At 73.5% G+C, this 23,567-nt stretch carries 24 protein-coding genes; 12 read left to right on the top strand and 12 right to left on the bottom strand.

All coding sequences use genetic code 11. From position 1 onward, the window contains the following. Positions 1 to 53: 53 nt before the first annotated feature. A complete protein-coding gene (paaN, locus tag H5V45_RS12585) occupies positions 54 to 1,742 on the bottom strand; it encodes a phenylacetic acid degradation protein PaaN (protein WP_185253242.1) in 1,689 nt (562 codons plus the stop codon). A gap of 70 nt (positions 1,743 to 1,812) precedes the next feature. On the opposite strand from paaN, the gene H5V45_RS12580 reads away from it, so the two are divergent. After that, positions 1,813 to 2,454: a hypothetical protein gene (locus H5V45_RS12580; RefSeq protein WP_185253241.1), complete on the top strand. Its 642-nt coding sequence runs from the start codon at positions 1,813 to 1,815 to the stop codon at positions 2,452 to 2,454. Positions 2,455 to 2,472: 18 nt separating this feature from the next. Here the strand turns inward: H5V45_RS12580 and H5V45_RS12575 are convergent, their stop codons facing one another. Beyond that, complete coding sequence (locus tag H5V45_RS12575; protein WP_185253240.1) at positions 2,473 to 3,957, bottom strand: serine/threonine-protein kinase; 1,485 nt, start codon at positions 3,955 to 3,957, stop codon at positions 2,473 to 2,475. Positions 3,958 to 4,113: 156 nt separating this feature from the next. On the opposite strand from H5V45_RS12575, the gene H5V45_RS12570 reads away from it, so the two are divergent. The 5 genes from H5V45_RS12570 (at position 4,114) to H5V45_RS12550 (ending at position 9,237) form a co-directional block, all read left to right on the top strand. Continuing rightward, positions 4,114 to 5,025: an ABC transporter ATP-binding protein gene (locus H5V45_RS12570; RefSeq protein WP_185253239.1), complete on the top strand. Its 912-nt coding sequence runs from the start codon at positions 4,114 to 4,116 to the stop codon at positions 5,023 to 5,025. Beyond that, positions 5,022 to 5,840, top strand: coding sequence for an ABC transporter permease subunit (locus tag H5V45_RS12565; RefSeq protein ID WP_185253238.1), 819 nt, complete (start codon positions 5,022 to 5,024; stop codon positions 5,838 to 5,840). The genes H5V45_RS12570 and H5V45_RS12565 overlap by 4 nt, the downstream gene beginning before the upstream one ends. Positions 5,841 to 5,959: 119 nt before the next feature. Next, on the top strand, positions 5,960 to 6,538 hold the full coding sequence (locus H5V45_RS12560; RefSeq protein WP_185253237.1) for an RNA polymerase sigma factor: 579 nt from the start codon (positions 5,960 to 5,962) through the stop codon (positions 6,536 to 6,538). After that, positions 6,535 to 8,034: a M1 family aminopeptidase gene (locus H5V45_RS12555; RefSeq protein WP_185253236.1), complete on the top strand. Its 1,500-nt coding sequence runs from the start codon at positions 6,535 to 6,537 to the stop codon at positions 8,032 to 8,034. The genes H5V45_RS12560 and H5V45_RS12555 overlap by 4 nt, the downstream gene beginning before the upstream one ends. Before the next feature lie 189 nt (positions 8,035 to 8,223). Next, on the top strand, positions 8,224 to 9,237 hold the full coding sequence (locus H5V45_RS12550; protein ID WP_185253235.1) for an NAD-dependent epimerase/dehydratase family protein: 1,014 nt from the start codon (positions 8,224 to 8,226) through the stop codon (positions 9,235 to 9,237). A gap of 6 nt (positions 9,238 to 9,243) precedes the next feature. Here H5V45_RS12550 and H5V45_RS12545 read toward each other — a convergent pair whose 3' ends face one another. After that, a complete protein-coding gene (locus H5V45_RS12545; protein ID WP_185253234.1) occupies positions 9,244 to 9,831 on the bottom strand; it encodes a hypothetical protein in 588 nt (195 codons plus the stop codon). 72 nt (positions 9,832 to 9,903) lie between these two features. Here H5V45_RS12545 and H5V45_RS12540 point away from each other — a divergent pair, with 72 nt between their 5' ends. Continuing rightward, on the top strand, positions 9,904 to 10,146 hold the full coding sequence (locus tag H5V45_RS12540) for a hypothetical protein (protein WP_185253233.1): 243 nt from the start codon (positions 9,904 to 9,906) through the stop codon (positions 10,144 to 10,146). 6 nt (positions 10,147 to 10,152) lie between these two features. On the opposite strand, the gene H5V45_RS12535 is transcribed toward H5V45_RS12540, so the two are convergent. Further along, positions 10,153 to 10,770, bottom strand: coding sequence for a hypothetical protein (locus tag H5V45_RS12535; protein WP_185253232.1), 618 nt, complete (start codon positions 10,768 to 10,770; stop codon positions 10,153 to 10,155). Positions 10,771 to 10,895: 125 nt separating this feature from the next. Next, positions 10,896 to 11,498, bottom strand: coding sequence for a nitroreductase family protein (locus tag H5V45_RS12530; protein WP_185253231.1), 603 nt, complete (start codon positions 11,496 to 11,498; stop codon positions 10,896 to 10,898). A 69-nt stretch (positions 11,499 to 11,567) separates the two neighbouring features. Between H5V45_RS12530 and H5V45_RS12525 the strand changes: the two genes are divergently transcribed. Together H5V45_RS12525 and H5V45_RS12520 are read left to right on the top strand one after the other, a co-directional pair. Continuing rightward, positions 11,568 to 13,043, top strand: a complete 1,476-nt coding sequence (locus H5V45_RS12525) for a carboxyl transferase domain-containing protein (RefSeq protein WP_185253230.1) — start codon at positions 11,568 to 11,570, stop codon at positions 13,041 to 13,043. Further along, complete coding sequence (locus H5V45_RS12520) at positions 13,043 to 13,828, top strand: SDR family oxidoreductase (protein ID WP_185253229.1); 786 nt, start codon at positions 13,043 to 13,045, stop codon at positions 13,826 to 13,828. The genes H5V45_RS12525 and H5V45_RS12520 overlap by 1 nt, the downstream gene beginning before the upstream one ends. 22 nt (positions 13,829 to 13,850) lie before the next feature. Here the strand turns inward: H5V45_RS12520 and H5V45_RS12515 are convergent, their stop codons facing one another. The 5 genes from H5V45_RS12515 to pdhA all read right to left on the bottom strand — a co-directional run bounded on the left by H5V45_RS12515 (position 13,851) and on the right by pdhA (position 18,939). Continuing rightward, positions 13,851 to 14,465, bottom strand: a complete 615-nt coding sequence (locus H5V45_RS12515) for a hypothetical protein (protein WP_185253228.1) — start codon at positions 14,463 to 14,465, stop codon at positions 13,851 to 13,853. After that, positions 14,422 to 15,207, bottom strand: a complete 786-nt coding sequence (locus tag H5V45_RS12510; RefSeq protein WP_185253227.1) for a protein kinase domain-containing protein — start codon at positions 15,205 to 15,207, stop codon at positions 14,422 to 14,424. Before H5V45_RS12510 ends, H5V45_RS12515 begins: the two co-directional genes overlap by 44 nt. 88 nt (positions 15,208 to 15,295) lie before the next feature. After that, positions 15,296 to 16,822, bottom strand: coding sequence for a 2-oxo acid dehydrogenase subunit E2 (locus H5V45_RS12505; RefSeq protein WP_185253226.1), 1,527 nt, complete (start codon positions 16,820 to 16,822; stop codon positions 15,296 to 15,298). A gap of 9 nt (positions 16,823 to 16,831) precedes the next feature. Next, complete coding sequence (locus tag H5V45_RS12500; RefSeq protein ID WP_185253225.1) at positions 16,832 to 17,815, bottom strand: alpha-ketoacid dehydrogenase subunit beta; 984 nt, start codon at positions 17,813 to 17,815, stop codon at positions 16,832 to 16,834. Then, positions 17,815 to 18,939 (bottom strand): pyruvate dehydrogenase (acetyl-transferring) E1 component subunit alpha, encoded by a 1,125-nt coding sequence (gene pdhA / locus H5V45_RS12495; RefSeq protein WP_221634498.1) that lies wholly within the window; start codon positions 18,937 to 18,939, stop codon positions 17,815 to 17,817. Before pdhA ends, H5V45_RS12500 begins: the two co-directional genes overlap by 1 nt. A gap of 284 nt (positions 18,940 to 19,223) precedes the next feature. Here pdhA and H5V45_RS12490 point away from each other — a divergent pair, with 284 nt between their 5' ends. The 3 genes from H5V45_RS12490 to H5V45_RS12480 all read left to right on the top strand — a co-directional run bounded on the left by H5V45_RS12490 (position 19,224) and on the right by H5V45_RS12480 (position 21,603). Continuing rightward, the gene (locus tag H5V45_RS12490; protein WP_185253223.1) at positions 19,224 to 20,630 is read left to right on the top strand and encodes a hypothetical protein; all 1,407 of its coding nucleotides are present in this window, start codon (positions 19,224 to 19,226) and stop codon (positions 20,628 to 20,630) included. 21 nt (positions 20,631 to 20,651) lie between these two features. Further along, a complete protein-coding gene (locus tag H5V45_RS12485) occupies positions 20,652 to 21,092 on the top strand; it encodes an SRPBCC family protein (RefSeq protein ID WP_185253222.1) in 441 nt (146 codons plus the stop codon). Positions 21,093 to 21,390: 298 nt separating this feature from the next. Then, positions 21,391 to 21,603 carry a hypervirulence associated TUDOR domain-containing protein gene (locus tag H5V45_RS12480; RefSeq protein WP_185253221.1) on the top strand — a complete coding sequence of 71 codons (213 nt, stop codon included), beginning with the start codon at positions 21,391 to 21,393 and terminating at the stop codon, positions 21,601 to 21,603. A gap of 29 nt (positions 21,604 to 21,632) precedes the next feature. Here the strand turns inward: H5V45_RS12480 and H5V45_RS12475 are convergent, their stop codons facing one another. Together H5V45_RS12475 and H5V45_RS12470 are read right to left on the bottom strand one after the other, a co-directional pair. After that, complete coding sequence (locus tag H5V45_RS12475) at positions 21,633 to 22,559, bottom strand: cation diffusion facilitator family transporter (RefSeq protein ID WP_185253220.1); 927 nt, start codon at positions 22,557 to 22,559, stop codon at positions 21,633 to 21,635. Between the two features lie 26 nt (positions 22,560 to 22,585). Further along, positions 22,586 to 23,551: a glutathione S-transferase family protein gene (locus tag H5V45_RS12470; RefSeq protein WP_185253219.1), complete on the bottom strand. Its 966-nt coding sequence runs from the start codon at positions 23,549 to 23,551 to the stop codon at positions 22,586 to 22,588. Positions 23,552 to 23,567 lie beyond the last annotated feature (16 nt).

The raw sequence follows: 23,567 nt of genomic DNA, 5'->3' as shown, positions 1-23,567 counted from the left end.
ACCGGTGGTTGAGGAGGTTGCGCAGCAACCGTCTCGAAACCTCCGGGGCGCCGTCAGACGTGCCTCCGCGACTGGACCACGCGGAACCGGGACGCGACGTAGGCACCGTCGGTGTACGACGCGTTGGCGGCCGGGTTCGCGCCGGTGCCGTGGAAGTCGGAGAACGCGGCGGACTGGTTGACGAAGACCGCGCCGAGGAGGTTCTCCGACAGGGCGACGCCGGCGTCGAGGGCGGCGTCGCGCATCGACGCCAGCACGTCGGGCGAGGTCGAGTAGACCGCGGCGGTCATGGCGCCGTGGCGCTGGACCGTGTCGCGGAACAGCTCGATCGACTCGTCGGTGCCGCCGGTCGAGATCAGATAGGCGACCGGCCCGAAGCACTCCGACTCGTAGACGTCGGCGTCCGCGGCCGTCAGCGAGATCAGCGTGGGCGTGCGCACGACGGCGTCGGCGTACGCCGGGTGCGTGACGGTCCGCGAGGCGACCAGCACGTCGCCGCGTGCGTCGGGCGCCCCGGCCGCGTCCAGCCGGCCGAGCACGTCCGGGCTGACCACCCCGCCGAGCAGCTCGACCGCGCGGGCGTCGTCACCGAGCAGCTTGCCGAGCGCGGCCTCGATACCGGCACCGACCTCCTCGGGCGACTTCACACCGTCCTCGGTCCGCACCCCGGCGGCCGGGAGGTAGACGTTCTGCGGGGCCGTGCACATCTGGCCGGAGTAGAGCGAGAACGAGAAGGCGAGGTTCTGGCACAGCGCCCGGAAGTCGTCCGTCGAGTCGATGACGACGGTGTTGACGCCGGCCTTCTCGGTGAAGACCGTCGCCTGCCGGGCGTTCGCCTCGAGCCAGTCGCCGAAGGCGTTGCCGCCGGTGAAGTCGATGAGCCTCACCTCGGGCCGCACCGCCAGCACCGCGGCCAGCTTGTCGGCGGGGTCCTCGGCGGCGAGCGTGACGAGGTTGGGGTCGAAGCCGGCCTCGGCCAGCACCTCGCGGCAGACCTGGACCGTGATCGCGAGCGGCAGCACCGCGGCGGCGTGCGGCTTCACGACGACGGGGTTGCCGGTGACCAGCGAGGCGAAGAGGCCGGGCCAGGAGTTCCACGTCGGGAAGGTGTTGCAGCCGATCACCAGCGCGATCCCGCGCGGGACGACCGTGAAGGTCTTCTCCATCCGCAGCGGCTCGCCGCGCCCGGGCTTCTCCCACAGCGCGGTCGCGGGCGTCCGCGTCATCTCGGTCCACGCGTAGGCGATCGCCTCGAGCGCGCGGTCGAGCGCGTGCGCGCCCCCGGCCTGGAAGGCCATCACGAACGCCTGGCCGCTGGTGTGCTGGACGGCGTTCGCGAGCTCGAAGATCCGCCCGTGGAGGCGGTCCAGGATCTCCAGGCAGACGCCGGTGCGGGCCTCCGGGCCCGCGTCGCGCCACGGCTTGAGCCCGGCACCGGCCGCCGCGAGCAGCGCGTCGACGCCCGCCGCGGTCACCAGCGGGTAGGTCACGCCCAGGTCCACGCCGTACGGCGAGCGCTCGCCGCCCACGGTCCCCTCGGCGCCCGGGGTCTCGACCGGGAAGGGCGCGTCCAGCAGCGCGTCGTAGGCCGCCCGGCCGTCGGCGGCCGCGCTCTCGCCGTACACGCGCGGCGACGGCGACTCGTCGAAGGCGGAGTGGTAGCCGCGGCTCGCGCAGGCGGCCACCGCGGCGTCGAGGCGGGCGCGGTGCTGGTCGAGGAGGTGCGTGGTCCCGGAAGTCATGGCGCCCACACAAGCGCCTCGGCCACGGGTGACGCAACTCTCACCGGGTGCGCCGGATACCGTGGCCCGCATGGGCATGCGGGGACTCGGGGCGGCGCTCGTGCTCGCCCTGCTCGGGCTGGCCGGGGGGTACGCCGTCGGGCACCTCACCCGGGACCAGCCGACGACCCTCGCGTCGGCCGCGCCGGTCCCGGCGCGCAACCCGTCGTACCCCGTCGACCCGGAGAAGCCGTTCGCCGCCGACATCCCCTACCCGCCGCTGCAGGCCGGGCTCGACTACCGCAAGGTCACGCTGGGCGAGGCGCCGTACGAGTGGGCCTACCAGGTGCCGAAGGGCTGGAAGCCGACCGTCGAGAACCTCGACGAGATCCGCTGGCGACCCAAGGGCGAGCCCGAGATCGGTGGCTTCAGCCTCCGCGTGAAGCTCTCGACGGAGCACAAGACCCGCGAGGCGATGGTCGCGCAGAAGCTCGCGGCGATGGACGCGGGCTACGCCGACGTCGAGGTGCTGGGGCAGACCGGTGACCTGCTGTCGTTCAGCTACCGCGACCCGACCCGCAACACGCAGCGCTTCAACTCGTTCCGCTGGTTCAGCATCCCCGGCGAGAGCGAGGCGAAGTTCGAGATGTCGGTCGTCGGCCGCGCCGTCGACCAGGACGGTCTCGAGGACCTGCTCGAGAAGGTCGGCAACAGCGTCGCCAAGGTGCAGTAGGCCCGCTCAGGTCCCGGCTCAGATCCCGGACGTGTCCACCGAGTCCAGGACGGCGTTGGCCGTGGCGCGCGACGCGCTGCGCACCTGCACCCACAGCAGCCGGTTCACGGCCACCTGCACGACCCGCTCGACGGTGACGCCGCCGGGGCACGAGGAGTAGACGACGGTCACGGCCGCGTCGCCGTCGAGGTTGTCCTCGACCGGCTCGGCGGCGCTCCCGCACTCGGGGTGCTGCGGGACCTGCTGCGGCAGCTCGGTGCCGGGCAGGATGCCGAGGAAGACGCCCTGCGCGCTGGAGTCCGTCGCGGTCCAGTCGGCCGACGTGCCGACCGACAGCGCGGGGAACTCGCCGCGGTCGTTCGGCGGCTTCCACCCGTCCGGCGCGACCGTCCGCTGCCACGTCTCGGGCACGGTGACGGTGAGGTTCCCGTCGGCGTCGGTGAGGGTCGCGGTGGTCTCGGAGCGCTGCTCGTAGGCGTAGCCGACCCCCGCCCCCACCGCCAGGGCCGCCAGGCCGACGAGCGCCGCGACGACGACGCGTCCCGTCCGGCGCCGGGGGGCCGCGGCCGGCGGCACCGGCTCGCCGAGCTCGCCGAGGTCGCCCGAGGCAGGACGACGCGACGGCGCGGCGCCGGGCTGGGTGAGGTTCGGGTCGACCGGCATCCACGGCTCCGCGATCGGCACCTGGGCGCCGGACCCGAGCGAGCGCGCGAGCGCGTCGACGAACGCCGTCACGTCCGGCCAGCGGTCGTCGCGCCCGGGCGCGAGGCCACGGCGTACGACGTCCTCCACCTCGCGCGGGAACGGCCGGTCGTCCGTCGACAGCGACGGCGGCGGGCCGGGCTCGGCGGCCGCGGCCAGCGAGGCGTGGGCGTACGGCGCCCGGCCGGCCAGCAGCAGGAAGGCCAGGGCGGCCAGGGAGTACTGGTCGGCGCGCGCGTCGAGGGCCTCGCCCTGCGCCTGCTCGGGCGCGACGAACGACGGGGTGCCCGCGATCATCGTCAGCCGCGACGACATGTCCAGGGCCTTGCCGAGGCCGAGGTCGCCGACCATCGCCCGCACCTCGCCGTCCACGGTGCGGAAGAGGACGTTGGCGGGCTTCACGTCCCGGTGCAGGATGCCGCGCTGGTGCAGTGCGTGGAGCCCGGCGCCCACCTGGCGCACGACCTCCATCGCCTGAGCCGGGGTCAGCCCCTCGACCTCGAGGCGGTCCGCGAGGGTGCCCTGGTCGGCGTACGACATGACGAGGTAGGGCCGGCCGTCCTCGAGCTCGCCCGCGTCGTAGACCGACACGACGTGCGGCGACTCGACCTTGCGCAGGTAGCGGCCCTCCTCGAGGAACCGCTGCCGCACGTGGTGGTCCTCGGTCCAGTTGTCCGCCAGCACCTTGACCGCGACCGGCGAGTCGAGCTGCTCGTCGTAGGCCAGCCACACGGTGGCGAAACCGCCCGACCCGATGCGTCGGCGCACGGCGTAGCGACCGAGACGGGCGGGCATGGACATGCCTGCATTATGGGTGAGGCCCCCGGACGGGTCCCCGGGGTCGACCCCGAGACGCGTCCCGGGGTCGGGGCGGGGTCGGGCCGGGGGGCCGGCCGGGGTCCGTCTCAGCGACTTCCCCGATGTGCCCGGAGCCCCGTCGCCGCGAGGCTTCTCGGCATGATCACGGTCGACTCACTCACCAGGACGTACGGCGCCTTCACCGCCGTCGACGACATCACCTTCACGGCCGAGGCGGGTCGCGTGACCGGCTTCCTCGGTCCCAACGGCGCCGGCAAGTCCACGACGATGCGGATCATGGTCGGCCTCACGCCGGCCACCTCCGGCCGCGTCGAGATCAACGGGCAGCGGTTCGCCGACCTCCCCAACCCGGGCCTCGACGTCGGCGTCCTCCTCGACGCCTCCGCCCAGCACGCGGGCCGCACCGGTCGCGAGATCCTCACCGTCGCGCAGCGGATGATGGGCCTCCCGGCCCGCCGCGTCGACGAGATCCTCGACCTGGTGAGCCTCACCGAGACCGAGGCGAACCGCCGGGTCCGGCACTACTCGCTCGGCATGCGCCAGCGGCTCGGCATCGCCACCGCCCTGCTCGGCGACCCCGGCGTGCTGATCCTCGACGAGCCCGCCAACGGGCTCGACCCGGCCGGTATCCGCTGGATGCGCGACCTGCTGCGGGGGTACGCCGACGGCGGCGGCACCGTGCTGCTCTCCAGCCACCTCCTGCACGAGATCGAGGTCATCGCCGACGACCTCGTCGTCATCGGCCAGGGCCGGATCGTCGCCCAGGGCACCAAGGCCGAGCTCCTGCGCTCCGCCGGCACCGTCGTCCGCACCGCCGACGTCCCGGCGCTGGCCACGGCCCTGACCGCGGCCGGGCTCGGCTTCGTCCCCAGCACCGCCACCGGCGGCACCGACGCCCTGCGCGTCGACGCCGACCCCGCCGCCGTCGGGGTGGTCGCCCAACGCGCGGGTCTGGCGCTCGCCGAGCTCCGCGCCGCCGAGGGCGCCGGGCTCGAGGAGATGTTCCTCGAGCTCACCGCCGACACCCAACGAGAAGGAGCAGCAGCATGAGCACCCTGGTCAGTCCGGTCGCGGCCGAGCCCCGCACGGGCACCGCCGCGCCCGCCGTCGTACGACGCCCCATCCCGCTGTCGCGGATCGTCGCCGTCGAGGCTCGCAAGAGCTTCGACACCCGGTCGGGCTTCTGGCTGCTCGCGAGCATCGGCATCACCGCGCTGCTCGCGACCGGCGCCGTGCTCCTCTGGGCCCCTCGCGACCAGCTCACCTTCGACTCGTTCGCCGCCGCCATCGGCGTCCCCATGTCGATCCTGCTGCCGATCGTCGCGATCCTGTCGGTCACGAGCGAGTGGAGCCAGCGCAGCGGGCTGACGACGTTCACGCTCGTGCCGCACCGCGGCCGGACCGTGCTCGCCAAGGGCATCGTCGCCGTCGCCATCGGGGTCGTCTCGATGGTCGTCGCGATGGCGATCGGGGCGCTCGGCAACATCGCCGGCAGCGCGATCGCCGGGGTTCCGACGGTCTGGGACGACAGCGTCGTGGTGCTCCTGCACATTGTGCTCGCGAACGTGCTCGGCCTGCTGGTCGGCTTCATGCTCGGCGTGGTGATCCGCAACAGCCCCGGCGCGATCGTGGCCTACTTCGTCTACTCGTTCGTGGTCCCGACCCTGGCGATGGTGCTGGCGAACAGCCAGGCGTGGTTCCGCGACCTGCAGCCGTGGGTGGACTTCAACTTCACGCAGACCGCGCTGTTCGACGGGTCCCTGACCGGGGAGCAGTGGGCCCACCTCGGCGTCACCGGGGTGCTGTGGCTGCTCGCGCCGCTCACGGTCGGCGTGTGGATGCTGCTCCGCTCCGAGGTGAAGTAGCCGCCGACGGCGGCTGATAACGATCCCCCAACGTCGAGCGCTCCGGAGGCCAGGTCCCCGGAGCGCTCGACTAGTGTCGCCGGCACGGGGAAAGGAACCACACGCATGAGCAGCGCAGCATGACCGGGGACACGTACGCCGAGGCCACGACGCCCGACGGGATCGACGCGTTGGCGCGGCGGGCCCAGGACGGCGACCGCGACGCGCTCGAGCTGCTGCTCGGCGCGATCCGGCCGCGGGCCCTCAACGTCTGCCGCGGGGTGCTGCCCTACACGCCCGACGCCGAGGACGCCTGCCAGGAGGCGCTGCTCAACATCGCCAACAAGATCGGCTCGTGGGGCGGTCGCGGCCGCTTCACCACCTGGATGCACGTCGTCGCGGTCAACAGCGCGCGGACGACGTACCGCCGGATGAAGAACCAGGCCGTCCCCGCCGACCCGCAGGCCACCGGCTCGCACGAGCGGCCCGACCCGCGCACGACCAGCGTCATCGCCGGCACCCGCCTCGACCTGCTCGAGGCGATGGAGAGCATCGAGCGCGACCATCCGCAGTTCGTCGAGCCGCTGCTGCTGCGCGACGTCTACGGCATGTCCTACGAGGAGATCGCCGAGCAGGTGGGCGCGCCGCTCGGCACGATCAAGGCGCAGATCCACCACGGCCGCAAGCTCGCCCGGCCGCTGCTGCGGGGCTCCGAGTGAGGCTGCGCCCCACCGCTGCCGGGCTGGTCGTCGCGGCGCTGCTGCTCGGCGGCTGCACCTCGGACGGGAACGACGACCCCTCGGCCGACCCGTCGAGCGCCCCGGCCGGGAACGACGCGACGGCCGCGGGGACGGTGGTCCCCGCCGGCGGCACCCCGACGCCCGAGGCCGACGACCCGCGGCTCGACGCCGCCGTCAGCGACACGACCGAGGACCGGGTCTACCCCCGGGTCGGCGACCCCGGCGTGGACGCGCTGTCCTACGACCTCGACCTCGCCTGGACCCCGAGGACGCACCTGCTCACCGCCGTCGAGACCGTGGTCGTGCGGGCCACGGCGGACGCCGACCACCTGCAGCTGGACCTCGCCAAGCCGCTGGAGGTCTCGGCCGTGACCGTCGACGGCGAGGACGCGACGTACGACCACCCCGGCAAGGACCTCGTCATCCACACCGACGTCGGCGCCGACGAGCGCTACGTCCTCGAGATCTCCTACGCCGGCGTCCCGCGTCCGGTCGCCGCGCCCACGACCCGCTCCGACTTCAGCACCACCGGCTGGACGGTCGACAGCGACGACGGCGTCTGGACGATGCAGGAGCCGTTCGGCGCCTACAGCTGGTACGCCGTCAACGACCAGCCCGGCGACAAGGCGTTCTACTCCTTCACGATCGCGGCGCCGTCGCCGATGGTCGGCGTCGCCAACGGCGAGCTGACCTCCCGCACCACCGAGCGCGGCACCACGGTCACCCGCTGGGAGCTGGACCGGCCGGCGGCGTCGTACCTCGTCACGATCGCGATCGGCGACTACGACCGGACCAAGGACCGGTCCGGGAACGGCGTCCCGCTGTCGTACTGGACCCCGCGCAGCGCGCCGTTCACCGTCAAGGGCCTGCGCCAGACCGCGGACGCGCTGGACTGGGTCGAGGGCAAGCTCGGGCCCTACCCCTTCGACTCGCTCGGCATCCTGCTCGTCGACTCGCGCAGCGGCATGGAGACGCAGACGATGATCACGCTCGGGACGACCGACTACACCACGTCGCCCGAGGTGATCGTCCACGAGATCGTGCACCAGTGGTACGGCGACGAGGTCACCCCCGCGGACTGGCGCGACGTGTGGATGAACGAGGGCATGGCGATGTACCTCCAGGGCGTCTACCAGGCCGAGACCTCCGGCCAGACGGTCGACGAGCTCATGGACTACTGGGCGACCTTCGAGCCGCGGATGCGGCGCGAGTCCGGTCCGCCGCACGACTACGACCCCGCGACCTTCGGCGAGGGCAACATCTACTACGGCCCCGCCCTGATGTGGCACGAGCTGCGCCAGCGGATCGGCGACGCGGAGTTCTGGCGGCTGGTCCGCGAGTGGCCGACGGTGCACCAGTACGCCAACGCCGACTACGACGACATCACCGGCTGGTGGTCCGAGCAGACCGGGCTGGACCTGACCTCGTTCTTCGACGCCTGGCTCAACGGCGCCACCACCCCGAAGCGCTCCTGACGCCGACCCGGTCGGCGCCCGGGCCCGGAGACCCGGTGACGGACCACCACAGTCGTCACCGGGCGTCGGGACCCGGGCGCCGCTCCCCCCACGCCGATACTAGATCTAGTCTAGTGGCTCACTTGTCTTTGGGGTGCGCCCAGAGCGAACACCCTTGCCCGCGACCGCCCCCTCCTGTCGGCTGTGCCCATGAGACTCCTGGTTCTGGGCGGCACGGTGTTCCTCTCGCGCGCGACGGCGGAGGAGGCCGTACGACGCGGGCACGAGGTCGTCTGCGCGTGCCGGGGCGAGTCCGGGTCGGTGCCCGACGGCGTGCGGCACGTGGCGTGGGACCGGAGCGGCCCCGTGCCCGCGGAGCTGGCCGCCGAGGAGTTCGACGCGGTCGTCGACGTGGCCCGGCACCCCTCGTGGGTCCGCGCGGCCGTGGCGGCCTGGCCGTCGGCGCACTGGGCCTTCGTCTCGACGATCAACGTGTACGCCGACGACGCGACGCCCCGCGGCGGCCCGGAGAACCTGCCGCTGCACGAGCCCGTCACCGAGGACCGCGACCTGCGCGAGGACCCCGAGGCCTACGGCCCGATGAAGGTCGCCTGCGAGCAGGCCGTCCTGGACGGCGCCCCGTCCGCGATCGTCGTGCGGCCCGGGCTGATCGTGGGCCCGGGCGACCCGACCGGCCGCTTCACCTACTGGCCGGCCCGGCTCGCCGACACCGCCACGCACCCCGAGGTGCTGGTCCCGGGCGACGCCAACGACCAGGTCCAGGTGATCGACGTGCGGGACCTCGCGACCTGGCTGGTCGGCGCCTGCGAGCGGCGTACGACCGGCACCTTCGACGGCACCGCCCGCCCGATGAGCCGGGCCGCGTTCACCGACGCGGTCGCGGCGGCGGCCCGCGACCTGGAGCTGCTCGACCCGACCGCGGTCACCTTCACCGCCGTGCCGCAGGACTTCCTGCTCGAGCACGACGTCGAGCCGTGGATGGGACCGCGCTCGGTGCCGGTGTGGCTGCCGCTGCCGGAGTACCTCGGCCTGATGGCCCACGACGTCACCGCGTCGTACGACGCCGGCCTGGTCACCCGCCCGCTCTCCGAGACCGCGGCCGACACGATCCGGTGGCTGCAGGAGACCCCCGACGCCGTCGTGTCCGGGTGGTCGCGCGAGGACGAGGCGGCCGTGCTGGCCGCGTGGCGCGAGCGGGGCTGAGGAGCCTCAGCGCGCCCGGACCGTGAGGTCGAGGCGGACGGTGTCGGTACCGTGGCGCCACCACCCGGCGCGACCGAGGGTGTAGTCGAGGTCGACCCGGGTCAGGCGTGACGTGCCGGGCCGGGTGGGCGTGATGACGGCGACGACGTAGTCGCCCCGCTCCGGGCCGCCGCCGACCGTCATCCGGGTGCCGTCGACGATCGGCGTCAGCTCTCTGCAGGCGGGCCCCGGCTCACCGCGGACGCCACCCACCGGGTCCTGGCCGGCGTCCCGATGGCACACGGCCAGCGACACGTCGGCCGCCGCGGTGTCCTCCGCCAGGTGCGCCGTCGCGCTCCGGAAGGTGATGGTGCCGCTCTCACCCCGTCTCGGGAAGGTCACGGCCGCACTGAGGGTGGACCGGCCGAGCGGTGCCGGGGCGGCCCGGAGCGACGAGCCCTGGTCCGCGAAGAGGTCCGGGTGGGTCCACCAGCGGAACCCGACCACGCCGGGGGCCACTGCCGCCACGAGCAGCATCGGCACCAGCATCGTGACCAGGCGCCGACGCGGGCTGCGCGCGCCGGCGACGTCGGGCGCGGTCGTGGTGGTGCTCACGGGCCGAGGGTAGGTCCGGAACGCGACGTTTGGTCACCAACCGCACGTTTTCGGCCCCCGAACCTGCGGTTGGTGACCAAACCGCATGCCTCCGGCAGCCCCCGGGCGCCGGGTCCGCCCCCGGCTCAGGAGTACCTCGGCCTGATGGCCCACGACGTCACCGCGTCGTACGACGCCGGCCTGGTCACCCGCCCGCTCTCCGAGACCGCGGCCGACACGATCCGGTGGCTGCAGGAGACCCCCGACGCCGTCGTGACCGGGTGGTCGCGCGAGGACGAGGCGGCCGTGCTGGCCGCGTGGCGCGAGCGGGGCTGAGGAGCCTCAGCTCCGGCAGCCGGGAGTGGTGCCCTTCCGGTGGAATCGGAGCTCACCGCTGCTGGGGCGACTGACGGTGCGACCCCAGGACCGCACCTCGACCTGGGGCCAGTCGCCGAGCGAGGCCGTGGTCCCGGCGTTGCACCCGGACGGCTTGAACACCAGCACGATGTCGAAGGTGAAGGAGTCACCGGACGCGAGCCGGTGGTCCAGCGGCGCGAACCCGTTGATCGAGGCGGGGTCGGAGTCCGGCGTCCGCCCGGCGATCGAGGCCACCCGCACGACGGCGCCCGTGTCCTGCGCGCCGCCCGGCACGACGGCCCTGGCCAGGTCGACGTCACGACCGCTGCCGTTGCGCACCTCGACCGTGAACGTGCAGCGCATGCCCGCGACCGCATCGATGGTGGGGGCCGTCGCCCGGTGGGTCAGCGAGGTGCCGGTGCACTGCGGCGTCCGGGTCGTCACCTCCACCTCGTCGATGGCGGAGGAGGACGCCGACCACCATGCGGCACCCACGGCCCCCAGCACCAGGAGCACCCCGATGGCCGCCCACCGGGGACGGTTCCAGGTGCGAGCCGCGGCACCGGGCCCGGCGACGTCGGGCGCGGTCGTGGTGGTGCTCACGGGCCGAGGGTAGGTCCGGAACGCGACGTTTGGTCACCAACCGCACGTTTTCGGCCCCCGAACCTGCGGTTGGTGACCAAACCGCATGCCTCCGGCAGCCCCCGGGGCACCGGGTCCGACCCGGCTCAGAGCTCCAGCGCGGCACCGAACGTGCCGCCGTACGCCACCTCGGCGAGCGGCTTGCGCACCCGCGGGCGGTGGTCCCGCTCGCGGAGGAGCGCGTCGGCCTCGGGCCCGTCGGGCAGGGCGAGCCCGACGGCGATGCCGGTGGTGACCCTCCAGTGCGGCGGGACGCCGGCCGCGGCCGCGAGGGCGTCGTGGTCGAAGCCGGCGAACTGGTGGATCGAGAGCCCGAGCGCGGCCGCCTGGACGCCCAGCTGCGCGACCGACTGCCCGAGGTCGTAGGCCGCGTAGTCGGAGTAGGTCAGCGCGTCCTCCTCCGGCCCGGTCGCCACCTGGTGCAGCGAGAAGAGGAGCGCGCTGGCCCGCGGCGCCCACGACGTGTTGCCCCGCGACAGCAGCTCCACGAACCCCCGGTGCGCCGCGTCGCCGCGCCGCCCCACGAGGAAGGCCCACGGCTGCGAGTTGCCGGCGGAGGCCGACCAGCGCGCCGCCTCGAGCAGCAGCCGGAGGTCGGCGTCGGCGAGCACGTGCGTGTCGTCGTACGTCCGGATGCTGCGGCGCTCCCGCAGCAGCGGCGTCAGGGCAGGCAGGGTCTCGGTGGTCACCCGGGGCCAGCCCCTGCGGCGTCCGGGGTATTCCCGCTCACGGCCGGCCGGGGGCAATACGCTGCCCCGATGACGCGCCTCAACGCCGCCGAGCTGATCGCCCTCGTCCTCGATGAGGGGTCCTGGTCGTCGTGGGACGTGCCGCCGGTGCGGGGCGAGGTCTCCGAGGCGTACGCCGCCGAGCTGGCCGCGGCCGCGGAGAAGAGCGGCGTCGACGAGTCGGTCCTGAGCGGCGAGGGCCTGATGCACGGGCGCCGGGTCGCCGTCGTGGTCGGTGAGTTCGGCTTCCTCGCCGGATCCATCGGCCGCGCGTCCGCCGACCGGCTGGTCGCCGCGATCCAGCGCGCCACCCGGGAGGGCCTCCCGCTGCTGGCCGCCCCGATCAGCGGCGGCACCCGGATGCAGGAGGGCACGCCCGCGTTCGTGCAGATGGTGCGGATCTCGGAGGCGGTGATGGCGCACAAGACGGCCGGGCTGCCGTACCTCGTCTACCTCCGCCACCCCACCACCGGCGGCGTGATGGCGTCGTGGGGCTCGCTCGGCCACGTGACCGTCGCCGAGCCGGGCGCGCTGGTCGGCTTCCTGGGGCCGCGGGTCTACTCGGCGCTGTACGGCAAGGAGTTCCCCGAGGGCGTCCAGACGTCGGAGAACCTCTACGCCCGCGGCATCATCGACGCGGTCCTGCCGCCCGAGGAGATCGCGGGGATCCTGGACCGGGCGCTGACGATCCTGCTCGCACCGCGGCACGGCATCGAGCCCGTCCCGGCACCGATCCCGCTGACGCCGCTCCCCGACGTCGACACCTGGGACGCCGTGACGCGCTCGCGGCGCCCGGACCGCCCCGGCGTACGCCGGCTGCTGAAGTACGCCGCCACCGACGTCGTCCCCCTCAACGGCACCGGCCAGGGCGAGCACGACCCCGGGCTGCTGATCGCGCTGGTGCGCTTCGGCCAGGCGCCGTGCGTGTTCCTCGGCCAGGACCGGCGCGGCCAGACCGCCGACCACCCGATGGGGCCCGAGGCGCTGCGCGAGGCCCGGCGCGGGATGCGGCTGGCCTCCGAGCTCGGACTGCCGCTGGTCACCGTCATCGACACCCAGGGCGCCGCTCTCTCCCCCGACGCCGAGAACGGCGGGCTCGCCGGCGAGATCGCCCGCTGCCTGGCCGACCTGGTCACCCTCGACGCGCCGACGCTGTGCCTGATGCTCGGCGAGGGGAACGGCGGGGGCGCGCTCGCCCTGCTGCCCGCCGACCGCGTCGTCGCCGCCCAGCACGCCTGGCTCTCGCCGCTGCCGCCCGAGGGGGCCAGCGCGATCGTGCACCGCGACCTCGACCACGCCCCCGAGATGGCCCGCGCCCAGCGGGTCCGCGCGCTCGACCTGCACGCGCTCGGCATCGTGGACCGGATCGTCGCCGAGAAGCCGGACGCCGCCGACGAGCCCGAGGCCTTCTGCCAGCGGGTCGGCGCCGTCCTCGAGCACGAGCTGGCCGCGCTGCTGGACTCCGGGCCGCGGTCGCCCGCCGACCGCGCGGCGCGGTACGCCTGATGAGGACGTACGTCGTCACCGGCGCCGCCTCCGGCATCGGGGCCGCGACCACCGCGCTGCTGCGGTCCTCCGGGCACCGGGTGGTCACCGTCGACCAGCGCGACGCCGACGTGGTGGCCGACCTGTCGACGTCGTCGGGACGCCAGGCCGCGGTCGACGCCGTGGCGGGCCTGACCGACGTCGTCCACGGGCTGGTGCCCTGCGCCGGGATCGCCGGGCTGACCGGGGTGGACCCGGAGCTCGTGGTGTCGGTGAACTACTTCGGCGCCGTCGCGCTCGCCGAGGGGCTACGGCCGCTGCTGGCGGCCGGGGGTGCCGAGGGTGCCGCCGTCGTGCTCATCGCCTCGAACTCGATCACCGCGCAGCCCGGCTGGCGCCTGCCGGTCGCTGACGCGTGCCTGGCTGGTGACGAGGCGGCGGCGCGGGCGGCGGCACGCGGTGTCGAGGCGGTGCACGTCTATCCCGCCACCAAGGCCGCGCTGGCCTGGTGGGTGCGGCGCGAGGGCGTCCTCCCCCACTGGATCGGTGCCGGCATCCGCCTCAACGCGGTCGCGCCCGGGCTGATCGCGACACCCATGACCGACCGGCTGCGCGAGGACCCGGAGCTGGGGGTGTTCGCCGACGCGTACCCCACCGCGATCGGCCGCCCCGGCCGCCCCGACGAGGTCGCCGCCGCCATCGGCTTCCTGCTCTCCGAGGCCGCGAGCCTCGTCGTCGGCTCCGTCCTGTTCGTCGACGGCGGCACCGACGCGATGATGCACCCGCGCGAGCCGCACGGGATGTAGGTGCGACCGGCCAGCCCGGCGGTCAGTCCAGCGTCAGGCAGGAGAGCGTCGCCTGCGACAGCGCGGCCTTCTCGTCGGGGAGGTCGGCCAGGTCCGGGTCGAGGAAGGTCAGGTCCTCCGCGAAGAAGCCGTCCGCGACCAGCTTCGACAGCCCGAGCTGGTTGACCACCGAGGTCGCCACGCAGTTCGACTGCTCCTGCGACATCACGCTCGACGCCGCGAGCTGGCGCGAGAAGTTGTCGATCGCGGTCCGCTGGTTCGTGCTCGGAGCCACCCCCGACGACGAGGACGACGCCGACGGCTCCGCGGGGGTCGTGACGCCGGACGCCGAGGGACGCGGGCTCGCGGGGGTCGCCGCCCGGTCGCTGTCGCCGCCACGGGTGAGGGCGTACGCCAGTCCGCCACCGGCCAGCAGCACGAGCGCGACCAGCCCGGCCACCAGCGCGAGCCGGCCGCGCCCCGCCGAGCCGGCAGGCGCAGGAGCCGGAGCAGCAGCACGCGCCACCTCCGACGGAACCTCCGGCGGCCCCACGTCCGGCAGCGCCAGCGCGGCCCGCAGCTCGGCGCCCATCGCAGCGGCCGAGGGGTGACGCTCAGCGGGGTCCTTGGCCATCGCGGTCCGCAGGACGCGGTTCACGGCGGTCACCAGCGGCGACGAGCCGTCCAGCTGCGGCACCGGCTGCTCGAGGTGCGCGGTGACGACCTGGAAGTCCGACGTGCCGGCGTACGGCGCCTGCCCGCTGAGGGTCGCCCAGAGCAGGCAGCCCAGGGAGTACACGTCGCTGGCCACCCCGGCGGCACCCCCCCGTGTGGAGCTCGGGCGCCATGTAGCTCGGCGTGCCGACGGTCCCGGCCGCGGTCAGGGTCTGGTCGGCGCCGATCTCGCGGGCGATGCCGAAGTCGCCGAGGTAGGCGTGCAGCCCGGAGTCGCGCCGCCGGAGGAGGACGTTCGCGGGCTTGATGTCGCGGTGGATCAGGCCGGCGGCGTGCGCGTCGGCGAGGCCCGAGGCGACCTGGGCGATCAGGTCGACGGCCGTGCGCAGCGGGGCGCCCCCGTGCGCCCGGACCATCATGCCGAGGTCGCCGTCGGGGACGAGCTGGGTCGCGATGTACAGCCGGCCGTCGGCCTCGCCGTGCGCGTAGACGTGCACGACGTGGGCGGAGTCGAGCGAGGCCTGCGCCTGCGCCTCCCGGGTGAACCGGGCACGGAAGGCGGGGTCGTCGGCGAGGTGCGGCGAGATCACCTTGAGCGCGACCCGGCGGGCCAGGCCCTCGTCGTACGCCTCGAAGACGACGCCCATCCCGCCGCCGCCGATCCGGCGGCCGACGCGGAAGGCGCCCATCATCTCCCCGGTGGTGGGGTACCCCGCAGCGTTCACGATCCCTTCCTACCCGCCGTGACGGCCCTGAAAAGCCGCGACGGCGTGAAGGTCCCCACGACGGGGACCCTCACGCCGCCTCTGGCGATCAGAACAGCAGCGCGGACGCCGGGTCCTCGAGGAGGCCGGCGACGTCGGCGAGGAAGCGCGAGCCCTTCTCCCCGTCGATGTGGCGGTGGTCGAACGACAGCGCCAGCGTGGTGATCTGGCGCGGCACGATCTCGTCGACCCCGTCCGTCGTCACGACCCAGGGCTGCTTGCGGACCGCGCCGAAGCACAGGATCGCGGACTCGCCGGGGTTGATGATCGGGGTGCCGGCGTCGACGCCGAAGACGCCGACGTTCGTGATCGTGAACGTGCCGCCGCTCATCTCCGCCGGCTGCGTCTTGCCGTCGCGCGCGGTGGCGGTGAGCTGGTTGAGCGCACCCGCCAGCTCGAGCAGCGACAGGGCGTCGGCGTCCTTGACGTTCGGGACGACCAGGCCACGGGGGGTCGCGGCCGCGATGCCGAGGTTCACGTAGTGCTTGAGCACGACCTCCTGCGCGGCGTCGTCCCAGAACGAGTTGATCTCGGGCGTACGACGCATCGCGAGCATGACCGCCCGTGAGAGCACCAGCAGCGGCGAGACCTTGACGTCCTTGAACTCGCGACGCTTCTTGAGCCGCTCGACGAACGCCATCGTGGCCGTCACGTCGACGGTGATCCACTCGGTGACGTGCGGGGCCGTGAAGGCCGAGCCGACCATGGCGTTCGCCATCATCTTGCGCACGCCCTTGATCGGCTCGCGGGTCTCGCGGGTCTCGATACGGGGCTCGTTCCTCGCCCCTACTCGACCAACGAGAGCTTCGGGGGTGGCTCGACCACCGAGAGCGGCAGCGGCCTCGACGTCCGCCCGCGTCACGGAGCCGTGCGGCCCGGACGCGGCGCACGAGGCCAGGTCGACCCCGAGGTCCTTGGCGAGCTTGCGCACCGGTGGCTTCGCCAGCGCCCGCGCGGTGGACGGCGAGGTGGCCGACGCCGGCACGAACTCCGACACGGGGGCCCGGTCGGGCTCCAGCGCGGAGGTGGCGGGGACGGCGGGCTCGTCGGCCGCGGCGACCTCGCTCGACTGCGCGCCACCGGCCGCGAAGGCGCCCTGCAGCTGCAGCTGGGTGTTGGCGCCGGCCTCGGTCCCGGGCGACGCGGGGCCCTTGCGGGCGCGCCGGATCGGGCCGCGGTCGGCCTTGTTGCGGCCGACCAGGCTCTCGCCCTCCCCGCCGCCGGAGGCGGCCGGGTTGGACAGGTCGATCTCCATCGGCGCCTGCTCGGCGGCCCCGGCCTTCTCGGCCATGCCGAGGTAGGGGTCGGACTCGGTCTGCGGCGCCGGCGCGGGGGCGTCGTTCGGGTCGCCGACCGAGATGATCGGCGTGCCGACGTCGACCATCTCGCCCTCGGCGACCATCAGGGCGAGCACCGTGCCGGCGTACGGCGACGGCAGCTCGACCAGGGACTTGGCGGTCTCGATCTCGACGATGATGTCGTTGATCGCGATGACGTCGCCGACCTTGACCTTCCAGGACACGATCTCGGCCTCGGTGAGGCCCTCGCCGACGTCGGGCAGCTTGAACTCAGACATGCAGGCCTCTCAGAAGCTCAGCGAGCGGTCGACGGCGTCCAGCACCCGGTCGAGGTCGGGGAGGAAGTCCTCCTCGATCCGCGAGGCGGGGTAGGGGGTGTCGAAGCCGCCGACGCGCAGGACCGGGGACTCGAGGTGGTAGAAGCACTCCTCGGTGATCCGGGCGGACACCTCGGCACCCATGCCGAGGTTGACGTGCGCCTCGTGGGTGACGACGGCGCGGCCGGTGCGCTGCACCGACTCGAGCACCGGGCCCATGTCCAGCGGCGACAGCGTGCGCAGGTCGATGACCTCGATCGACTTGCCCTCGCCGGCGGCGGCCTCGGCGGCCTTGAGCGCCGTCTTGACCATCGGGCCGTAGGAGATCAGCGTCAGGTCCGTGCCCTGCCGGACCACGCGCGAGGTGAAGAGCGGGTCGGGCTGGGCGGACTCGTCGAGCTCGAGCTTGTCGGCGTGGTACTGCCGCTTGGGCTCGAGGAAGATGACCGGGTCGTCGGAGGCGATGGCCTGCTGGATCATCCAGTAGCCGTCGACCGGGTTCGAGCACGCGACGACCTTGAGGCCGGGCGTGTGGGCGAACTGCGCCTCCGGGGACTCCGAGTGGTGCTCGACCGCGCCGATGCCGCCACCGAACGGGATCCGGATGACCATCGGCATCGGGGAGCGGCCCTTGGAGCGGTAGCGCATCTTCGCGACCTGGCACACGATCTGGTCGTACGCCGGGTAGACGAAGCCGTCGAACTGGATCTCGACGACCGGGCGGTAGCCGCGCAGGGCCATGCCGACCGCGGTGCCGACGATGCCGGACTCCGCCAGCGGGCTGTCGATGACGCGGTCCTCGCCGAAGTCCTTCTGCAGGCCGTCGGTGATCCGGAAGACGCCGCCGAGCTTGCCGACGTCCTCACCCATGATGAGGACCTTGGGGTCGTCCTCCATCGCCTTGCGCAGGCCCATGTTGAGGCCCTTGGCCAGCGTGATCTTCTGCGTGCTCATCAGCGCGCCCCCTCGAAGGTCTCGAGGTAGGCGGCGTAGCCCTCGCGCTGGGCGCGCAGCTCGTCGGTCTCCTCGGCGTACACGTGGTCGAACATCGTCATCGGCGCCGGGTCCGGCAGCGCCTTGCAGCCCTCGCGCAGGTGGTGGCCGAGCTCGTCGGCCTCCTGCTGGACGCCGTCGTAGAACGCGTCGTCGGCCAGGCCGTTGCGGCTGAGGTAGACCTTCACGCGGGCGATCGGGTCCTTGAGCTTCCAGTGCTCGACGTCGTCGTTGAGCCGGTAGCGGGTCGGGTCGTCGGTGGTGGTGTGGGCGCCCATCCGGTAGGTGTACGCCTCGACCAGCGTCGGGCCCTGGCCGTCGCGGGCGCGCTGCAGCGCAGCCTGCGTGACGGCGTACGTCGCGAGCACGTCGTTCCCGTCGACGCGGACGCCGGGGAAGCCGAAGCCGAGGGCGCGCTGGTAGAGCGGGATCCGGGTCTGGCGCTCGATCGGCTCCGAGATCGCCCACTGGTTGTTCTGGCAGAAGAACACGACCGGGGCGTTGTACGACGCGGCGAAGATGAACGCCTCGTTGACGTCGCCCTGGCTCGACGCGCCGTCACCGAAGTGCGCGATGACCGCGGCGTCGCGCTCGGGGTCGCCGGTGCCGACGTCGCCGTCGCGCTGGATGCCCATGGCGTAGCCGGTCGCGTGCAGCGCCTGGGCGCCGATCACGATCGTGTAGAGGCCGAAGTTGTTGTCGTTGGGGTTCCACGCACCGTGGTCCACCCCGCGGAAGAGGCCCAGCAGGTTGAGCGGGTCGACGCCGCGGCAGTAGGCGACGCCGTGCTCGCGGTAGGTCGGGAAGACGTAGTCCTGCGGGCGCAGCGCGCGGCCGGCGCCGATCTGCGCGGCCTCCTGGCCGAGCAGCTGGGCCCAGATGCCGAGCTCGCCGTGCCGCTGCAGGGCGGTGGCCTCGGTGTCGATCCGCCGGGTCAGCACCATGTCGCGGTAGAAGCCGCGCAGGTCCTCGGCGGAGAAGTCGTGGTCGAACTCCGCGTGGTGGACACGCTCGCCCTCCGGCGTCAGAAGCTGGACGAGGTCGGGGCCGCCGTCACGCTGGGAGGGTCCGAAGACCTCCACCAGGTCGGGGCCGAAGCTGCCTTGGTCATGGGGCTGCTGGGTCACGTGCACTCCTTCGGTTCACCGGCTCCGCGGGGTCTCCGCATGCCGCTGGGGGAGCCGGGACGGCGAGGCGAGTGGGTGTTCCGCTGCCGGGCCCGATCCATCTGCGTGGGCGCCACGACGGGGAGCCCAGCAGTCCGGGGACGGCTGTGATCGGCACCACATCGTGCAGCGGACAACCTACCCGCGGCCGGGGGCGGCTCGCCAATCCGGTCCTCCTCCAGGCCCTCCCCTATCGTGTCCGCGTGAGTCCGTCCCTGCGCCGAGTCCTGTCTGCCGGCGCCGCGACGGGGCTGGTGCTGACGCTCGGTGCCGGCTGCAGCTGGATCAAGGACCCGGCCGCCCAGCGCCAGGGGGACCCGGACGCGGCCACCGAGCCGTCGTCGACCGCCACGGCCGACCCGACGGCGATGCCGACGCTCTTCCTGTCGGACGCGACCGCGTCGTTCCCGGAGGAGGACGTCATCGACGCCGCCGTGGGCACCGACGTGGTCCTCACGATGACCGCCGGGCGGGTGGTCGCGCGCTCGCTACCGGACCTCGACACGGCGTACTCCCTCACCTCCGACGACGGCAGCTTCACCGACCTCTGGGTCGACGACCAGGCGCGCACCGGCTACACCCTCGAGGTCCGCACGGAGCCCGGCGAGGGCACGGAGGTCGGCACGCAGCGGTACGTCGTCCAGCGCTTCGACCTGGAGACCGGCGAGATCAGCGAGGCCGCGATCGGCGACGTCGACCAGGACCCCCGCGCACCCGCCGAGGACGTCACCGGCGAGATCGCCGCCGTGCAGGACGACACGGTCGTCATCGACTCCTCCGTCCCGAACAGCCGCGCCGCGCACACCGCGGTCGCGATGGACCTGCGGACCGAGGACGTCGCCTGGTCGGCCCGACCGGCGCAGGTGCTGACCGCGACCAGCGACGCCGTGGTCGTCGACACCGGCACGCCCGACGAGGCCGGCCGGATCCGCGCGCTGACGCTCGCGCGCGGCCTGACCCGCTGGTCGGCGCTGCCCGGCACGCTCGGCGCCCGCGCGATCGGGACCACCGACGACTCCGTGCTGGTGGTGCGCACCGACGAGGTCTTCACCCAGCCCACGATCACGTCCCTGGACCTGGCGACCGGCGCCGCCGGCAAGCCGCGGACCACCGACGCCTGGGACTGGGACTGCTCCCCGGCGTACGACATCGCCGTCTGCACGATCGGCGAGCCCGACCAGCCCGGCGCGCAGGTCGTGGGCTGGGACGTCGCCCGCAACCGCGAGGCGTGGGAACTGCCGACGGACGGGCGCTTCGCGCCGATCGTGAGCGTGGTGACGCGCGGCCTGGTCTACGGGCTGCTCGACTCGGGCCAGGGCGTCGTCCTCGACGCCGCGACCGGCCGCGACGTCGCGGGCGACACCGGGGCGGGCCCGGTCGGGGTCAACTACTACGGCGGGGTGGTCGTCTACTCCGGACGGGCGGTGTTCCTGTACGCCGGCGAGGGCGACCCCGACGCGTCGGCCGCCCCCTCCGCCTCGGCCTCGCCGTCGTCGTCGCCGTCCGCGTCCGAGTCGGCACTGCCCTCGGAGGACGCCACCACCGAGGACCCCGGCGGCACGATCGACCAGCCCAGCGGGCCGGTCACGCCGACGATCAGCTCGCCGTAGGGCGGTCCGTAGGCTCGGCGCATGAGCTCCTCCCGCGTGACCGCGAGCCGCACCATCGCCGCCCCCGCCGACCGGATCTTCGCGATCCTGGCCGACCCGCGCCAGCACCCGCTGATCGACGGCTCCGGCTCGGTCCGCGCCTCGATCTCCGGGCCGGACCGGCTGCGCCTGGACTCCCGCTTCGGCATGGACATGCGCCTCGGGGCGCCGTACAAGATCAGGAACCGCGTCGTGGAGTTCGAGGAGGGCCGCCTGATCGCGTGGCGCCACGTCGGCCTGCACCGCTGGCGCTACGAGCTCGCGCCCCAGGAGGAAGGCTCGACCCTCGTCACCGAGACGTGGGACCTCAGCGCCTACCCGCCGCCCGGGCGGTGGGTGCTCAACGCGCTGTACCGCGCCCGCACCCAGCGCGCCGTCGAGGCGACGCTCGTGAAGCTGGAGGCCGCCGCCACCGGGCGGTGACCTGTCAACCGTTTCCGCGCGTCGGGAGGTTGATGACTCACCGCCGCACCGAGACCGCCGGCCCCGGCGGTGAGTGGCCCACCGTTTCGCTGCATCAGACCGTGCCTGGCTCACCGCCACCACCAGGCGGTGACCTGTCAACCATTTCCCCGCGCCCAGAGGTTGATGACCCACCGCTGCAGCACTGGGCCGCCACCACCCAGCGGTGACCCACCCACCATTCCGGCGGCTCAGACGGTGGCCAGCTCACCGCCGCACGAGGCCGCCACCCCACCAGCCCGCTCGTACGCTCACCACCATGAGCATCCGCGAAGGCACCGAGGTCAGCTGGTCCTGGGGGAACGGCAGCGCCACCGGGAAGGTCACCGAGATCCACCGGGAGAGCGTCACCCGCACCATCAAGGGCAGCGAGATCACCCGCAACGGCAGCGACGACGACCCGGCGTACCTCATCGAGCAGGACGACGGCGCGAAGGTCCTCAAGCTCCGCAGCGAGGTCGAGCAGGCCTGACGACGGCGGCGCGGGCCCGGGCCAGCGCGTCAGTGCGCGTGCCCGAGGTCCTCGTGCTCGCGGTGGCTCTCGGGCTCGACCTGGAAGGTCGCGTGCTGGACGCCGAAGTGCGCAGCCGTGCACGCGCAGAGCCGGTCCAGGATCGCGCCGACGCCGTGCTCGTCGAGGGCGGCGTCGGTGACGGTGACGTGGGCCGAGAGCGAGGGCATCCCGCTCGTGATGGTCCAGGCGTGCAGGTCGTGCACCTCGACGACGCCGGGCACCTCGGCGAGGTGCCGCCGCACGTCCTCGAGGTCCAGGCCGGCCGGCGCGATCTCGAGCAGCACGGCGGCCGAGTCGCGCAGCAGCACCAGCGAGCGCGGCAGGATCATCAGGGCGATCAGCAGCGAGGCGATCGGGTCGGCGCGCTGGAAGCCGGTCGTCCAGATCACGACCCCGGCGACGAGCGCCATCAGCGACCCGAGCAGGTCGGCGAACACCTCGGTCGCGGCGCCGCGCAGGTTGAGCGAGCCGGTGTCCGAGCCGCGCAGCACCAGCATCGAGACGCCGTTCGCGACCAGGCCGACCGCGGCGAAGAGGACGAGCGGCACCGGCCGGACCGTCTCGGGGTCACCGAGCCGCGCGAGCCCGGCGTAGGCGAGGTAGCCGCAGACCACGAGCAACACCACGGCGTTCGCCATCGCCGCGAGGATCTCGGCGCGGTGGTAGCCGAAGGTCGAGCGCGGACCGCCGGGGAGGGTGGCGACGTACGACGCTCCCAGCGCCAGCCCGATCGCGGCCGCGTCGGTGGCCATGTGGCCGGCGTCCGCGAGCAGCGCGAGCGAGCCCGCGACCCAGGCACCGACGAGCTCGACGACCAGCACCGTGCAGGTGATCGCCAGTACCAGCCGCAGGCGGGCACGGTCCTCCGCGCGGCCGACCGCGTGGGCGTGATCGTGCCCGTGCCCCTGACCCATGCGACCCATTGTCCCCGGTGGAGGGACTACCAGGGAGCGATCGTCTCGCCGCCGAGCGCCTCGCGCCCGTGCGGCTTCTCCCAGACGGCCGGGTCCGGCCCGACCGGGACGATCCCGGTGGGATTGATGTCGGTGTGCACGACGTAGTAGTGCGCCTTGATCTGCTCGAAGTCGATCGTCTCGCCGAAGCCGGGCGTCTGGAAGAGGTCGCGCGCGTAGCCCCACAGCGCGGGCAGCTCGGTCAGCTTCTGCCGGTTGCACTTGAAGTGGCCGTGGTAGACCGCGTCGAAGCGCGCCAGCGTCGTGAAGAGGCGGACGTCGGCCTCGGTGATCCGGTCCCCCATCAGGAAGCGCCGGTCGGTGAGCCGCTCCTCGAGCCAGTCCAGGGCGGTCCAGAGCCGGTCGTACGCCGCCTCGTAGGCCTCCTGCGAGCCCGCGAAGCCGCACCGGTAGACGCCGTTGTTCACCTCGGTGAACACCCGCTGCATGACCTCGTCCATCTCCTCGCGGAGGTCGGCCGGCCACAGGTCGGGGGCACCGGGGCGGTGGTGCTCGGTCCACTCGGTGGCGAGGTCGTGGGTGATCCACGGGAAGTCGTTGGTGACGACCTTGCCGGTCGCGACCTCGACGATCGCCGGCACCGTGATGCCGCGCTCGTAGCCGGGGAACCGGGCGAAGTACGCCTCCTGGAGCCGCTCGATGCCGAGCACCGGGTCGACGCCGCCGGGGTCGCGGTCGAAGGTCCAGCTGCGCGCGTCGTGCGTGGGGCCGGGGCGGCCGACGGAGATGACGTCCTCGAGCCCGAGCAGCCGGTGCACGATCAGCGCGCGGTTCGCCCACGGGCAGGCCGGCGCGGCGATCAGCCGGTAGCGGCCGGGCTCGACCGGCCACTCCTCGCTGTCGCGGGTGATCCGGTCCGGGATGTAGTTCGTGTCCCGGGTGAACTCCTTGCCCTCGTCGACGTACGTCGGGGACTCGGTCTCGTCGCTCATCCCGTCACTCTAGGTG

The organism is Nocardioides luti (genome assembly GCF_014212315.1).
GTDB lineage: Bacteria > Actinomycetota > Actinomycetes > Propionibacteriales > Nocardioidaceae > Nocardioides > Nocardioides luti.
The sequence above is the reverse complement of the archived record's forward strand: the minus strand, read 5'-3'. Positions and strand labels throughout refer to the sequence as shown.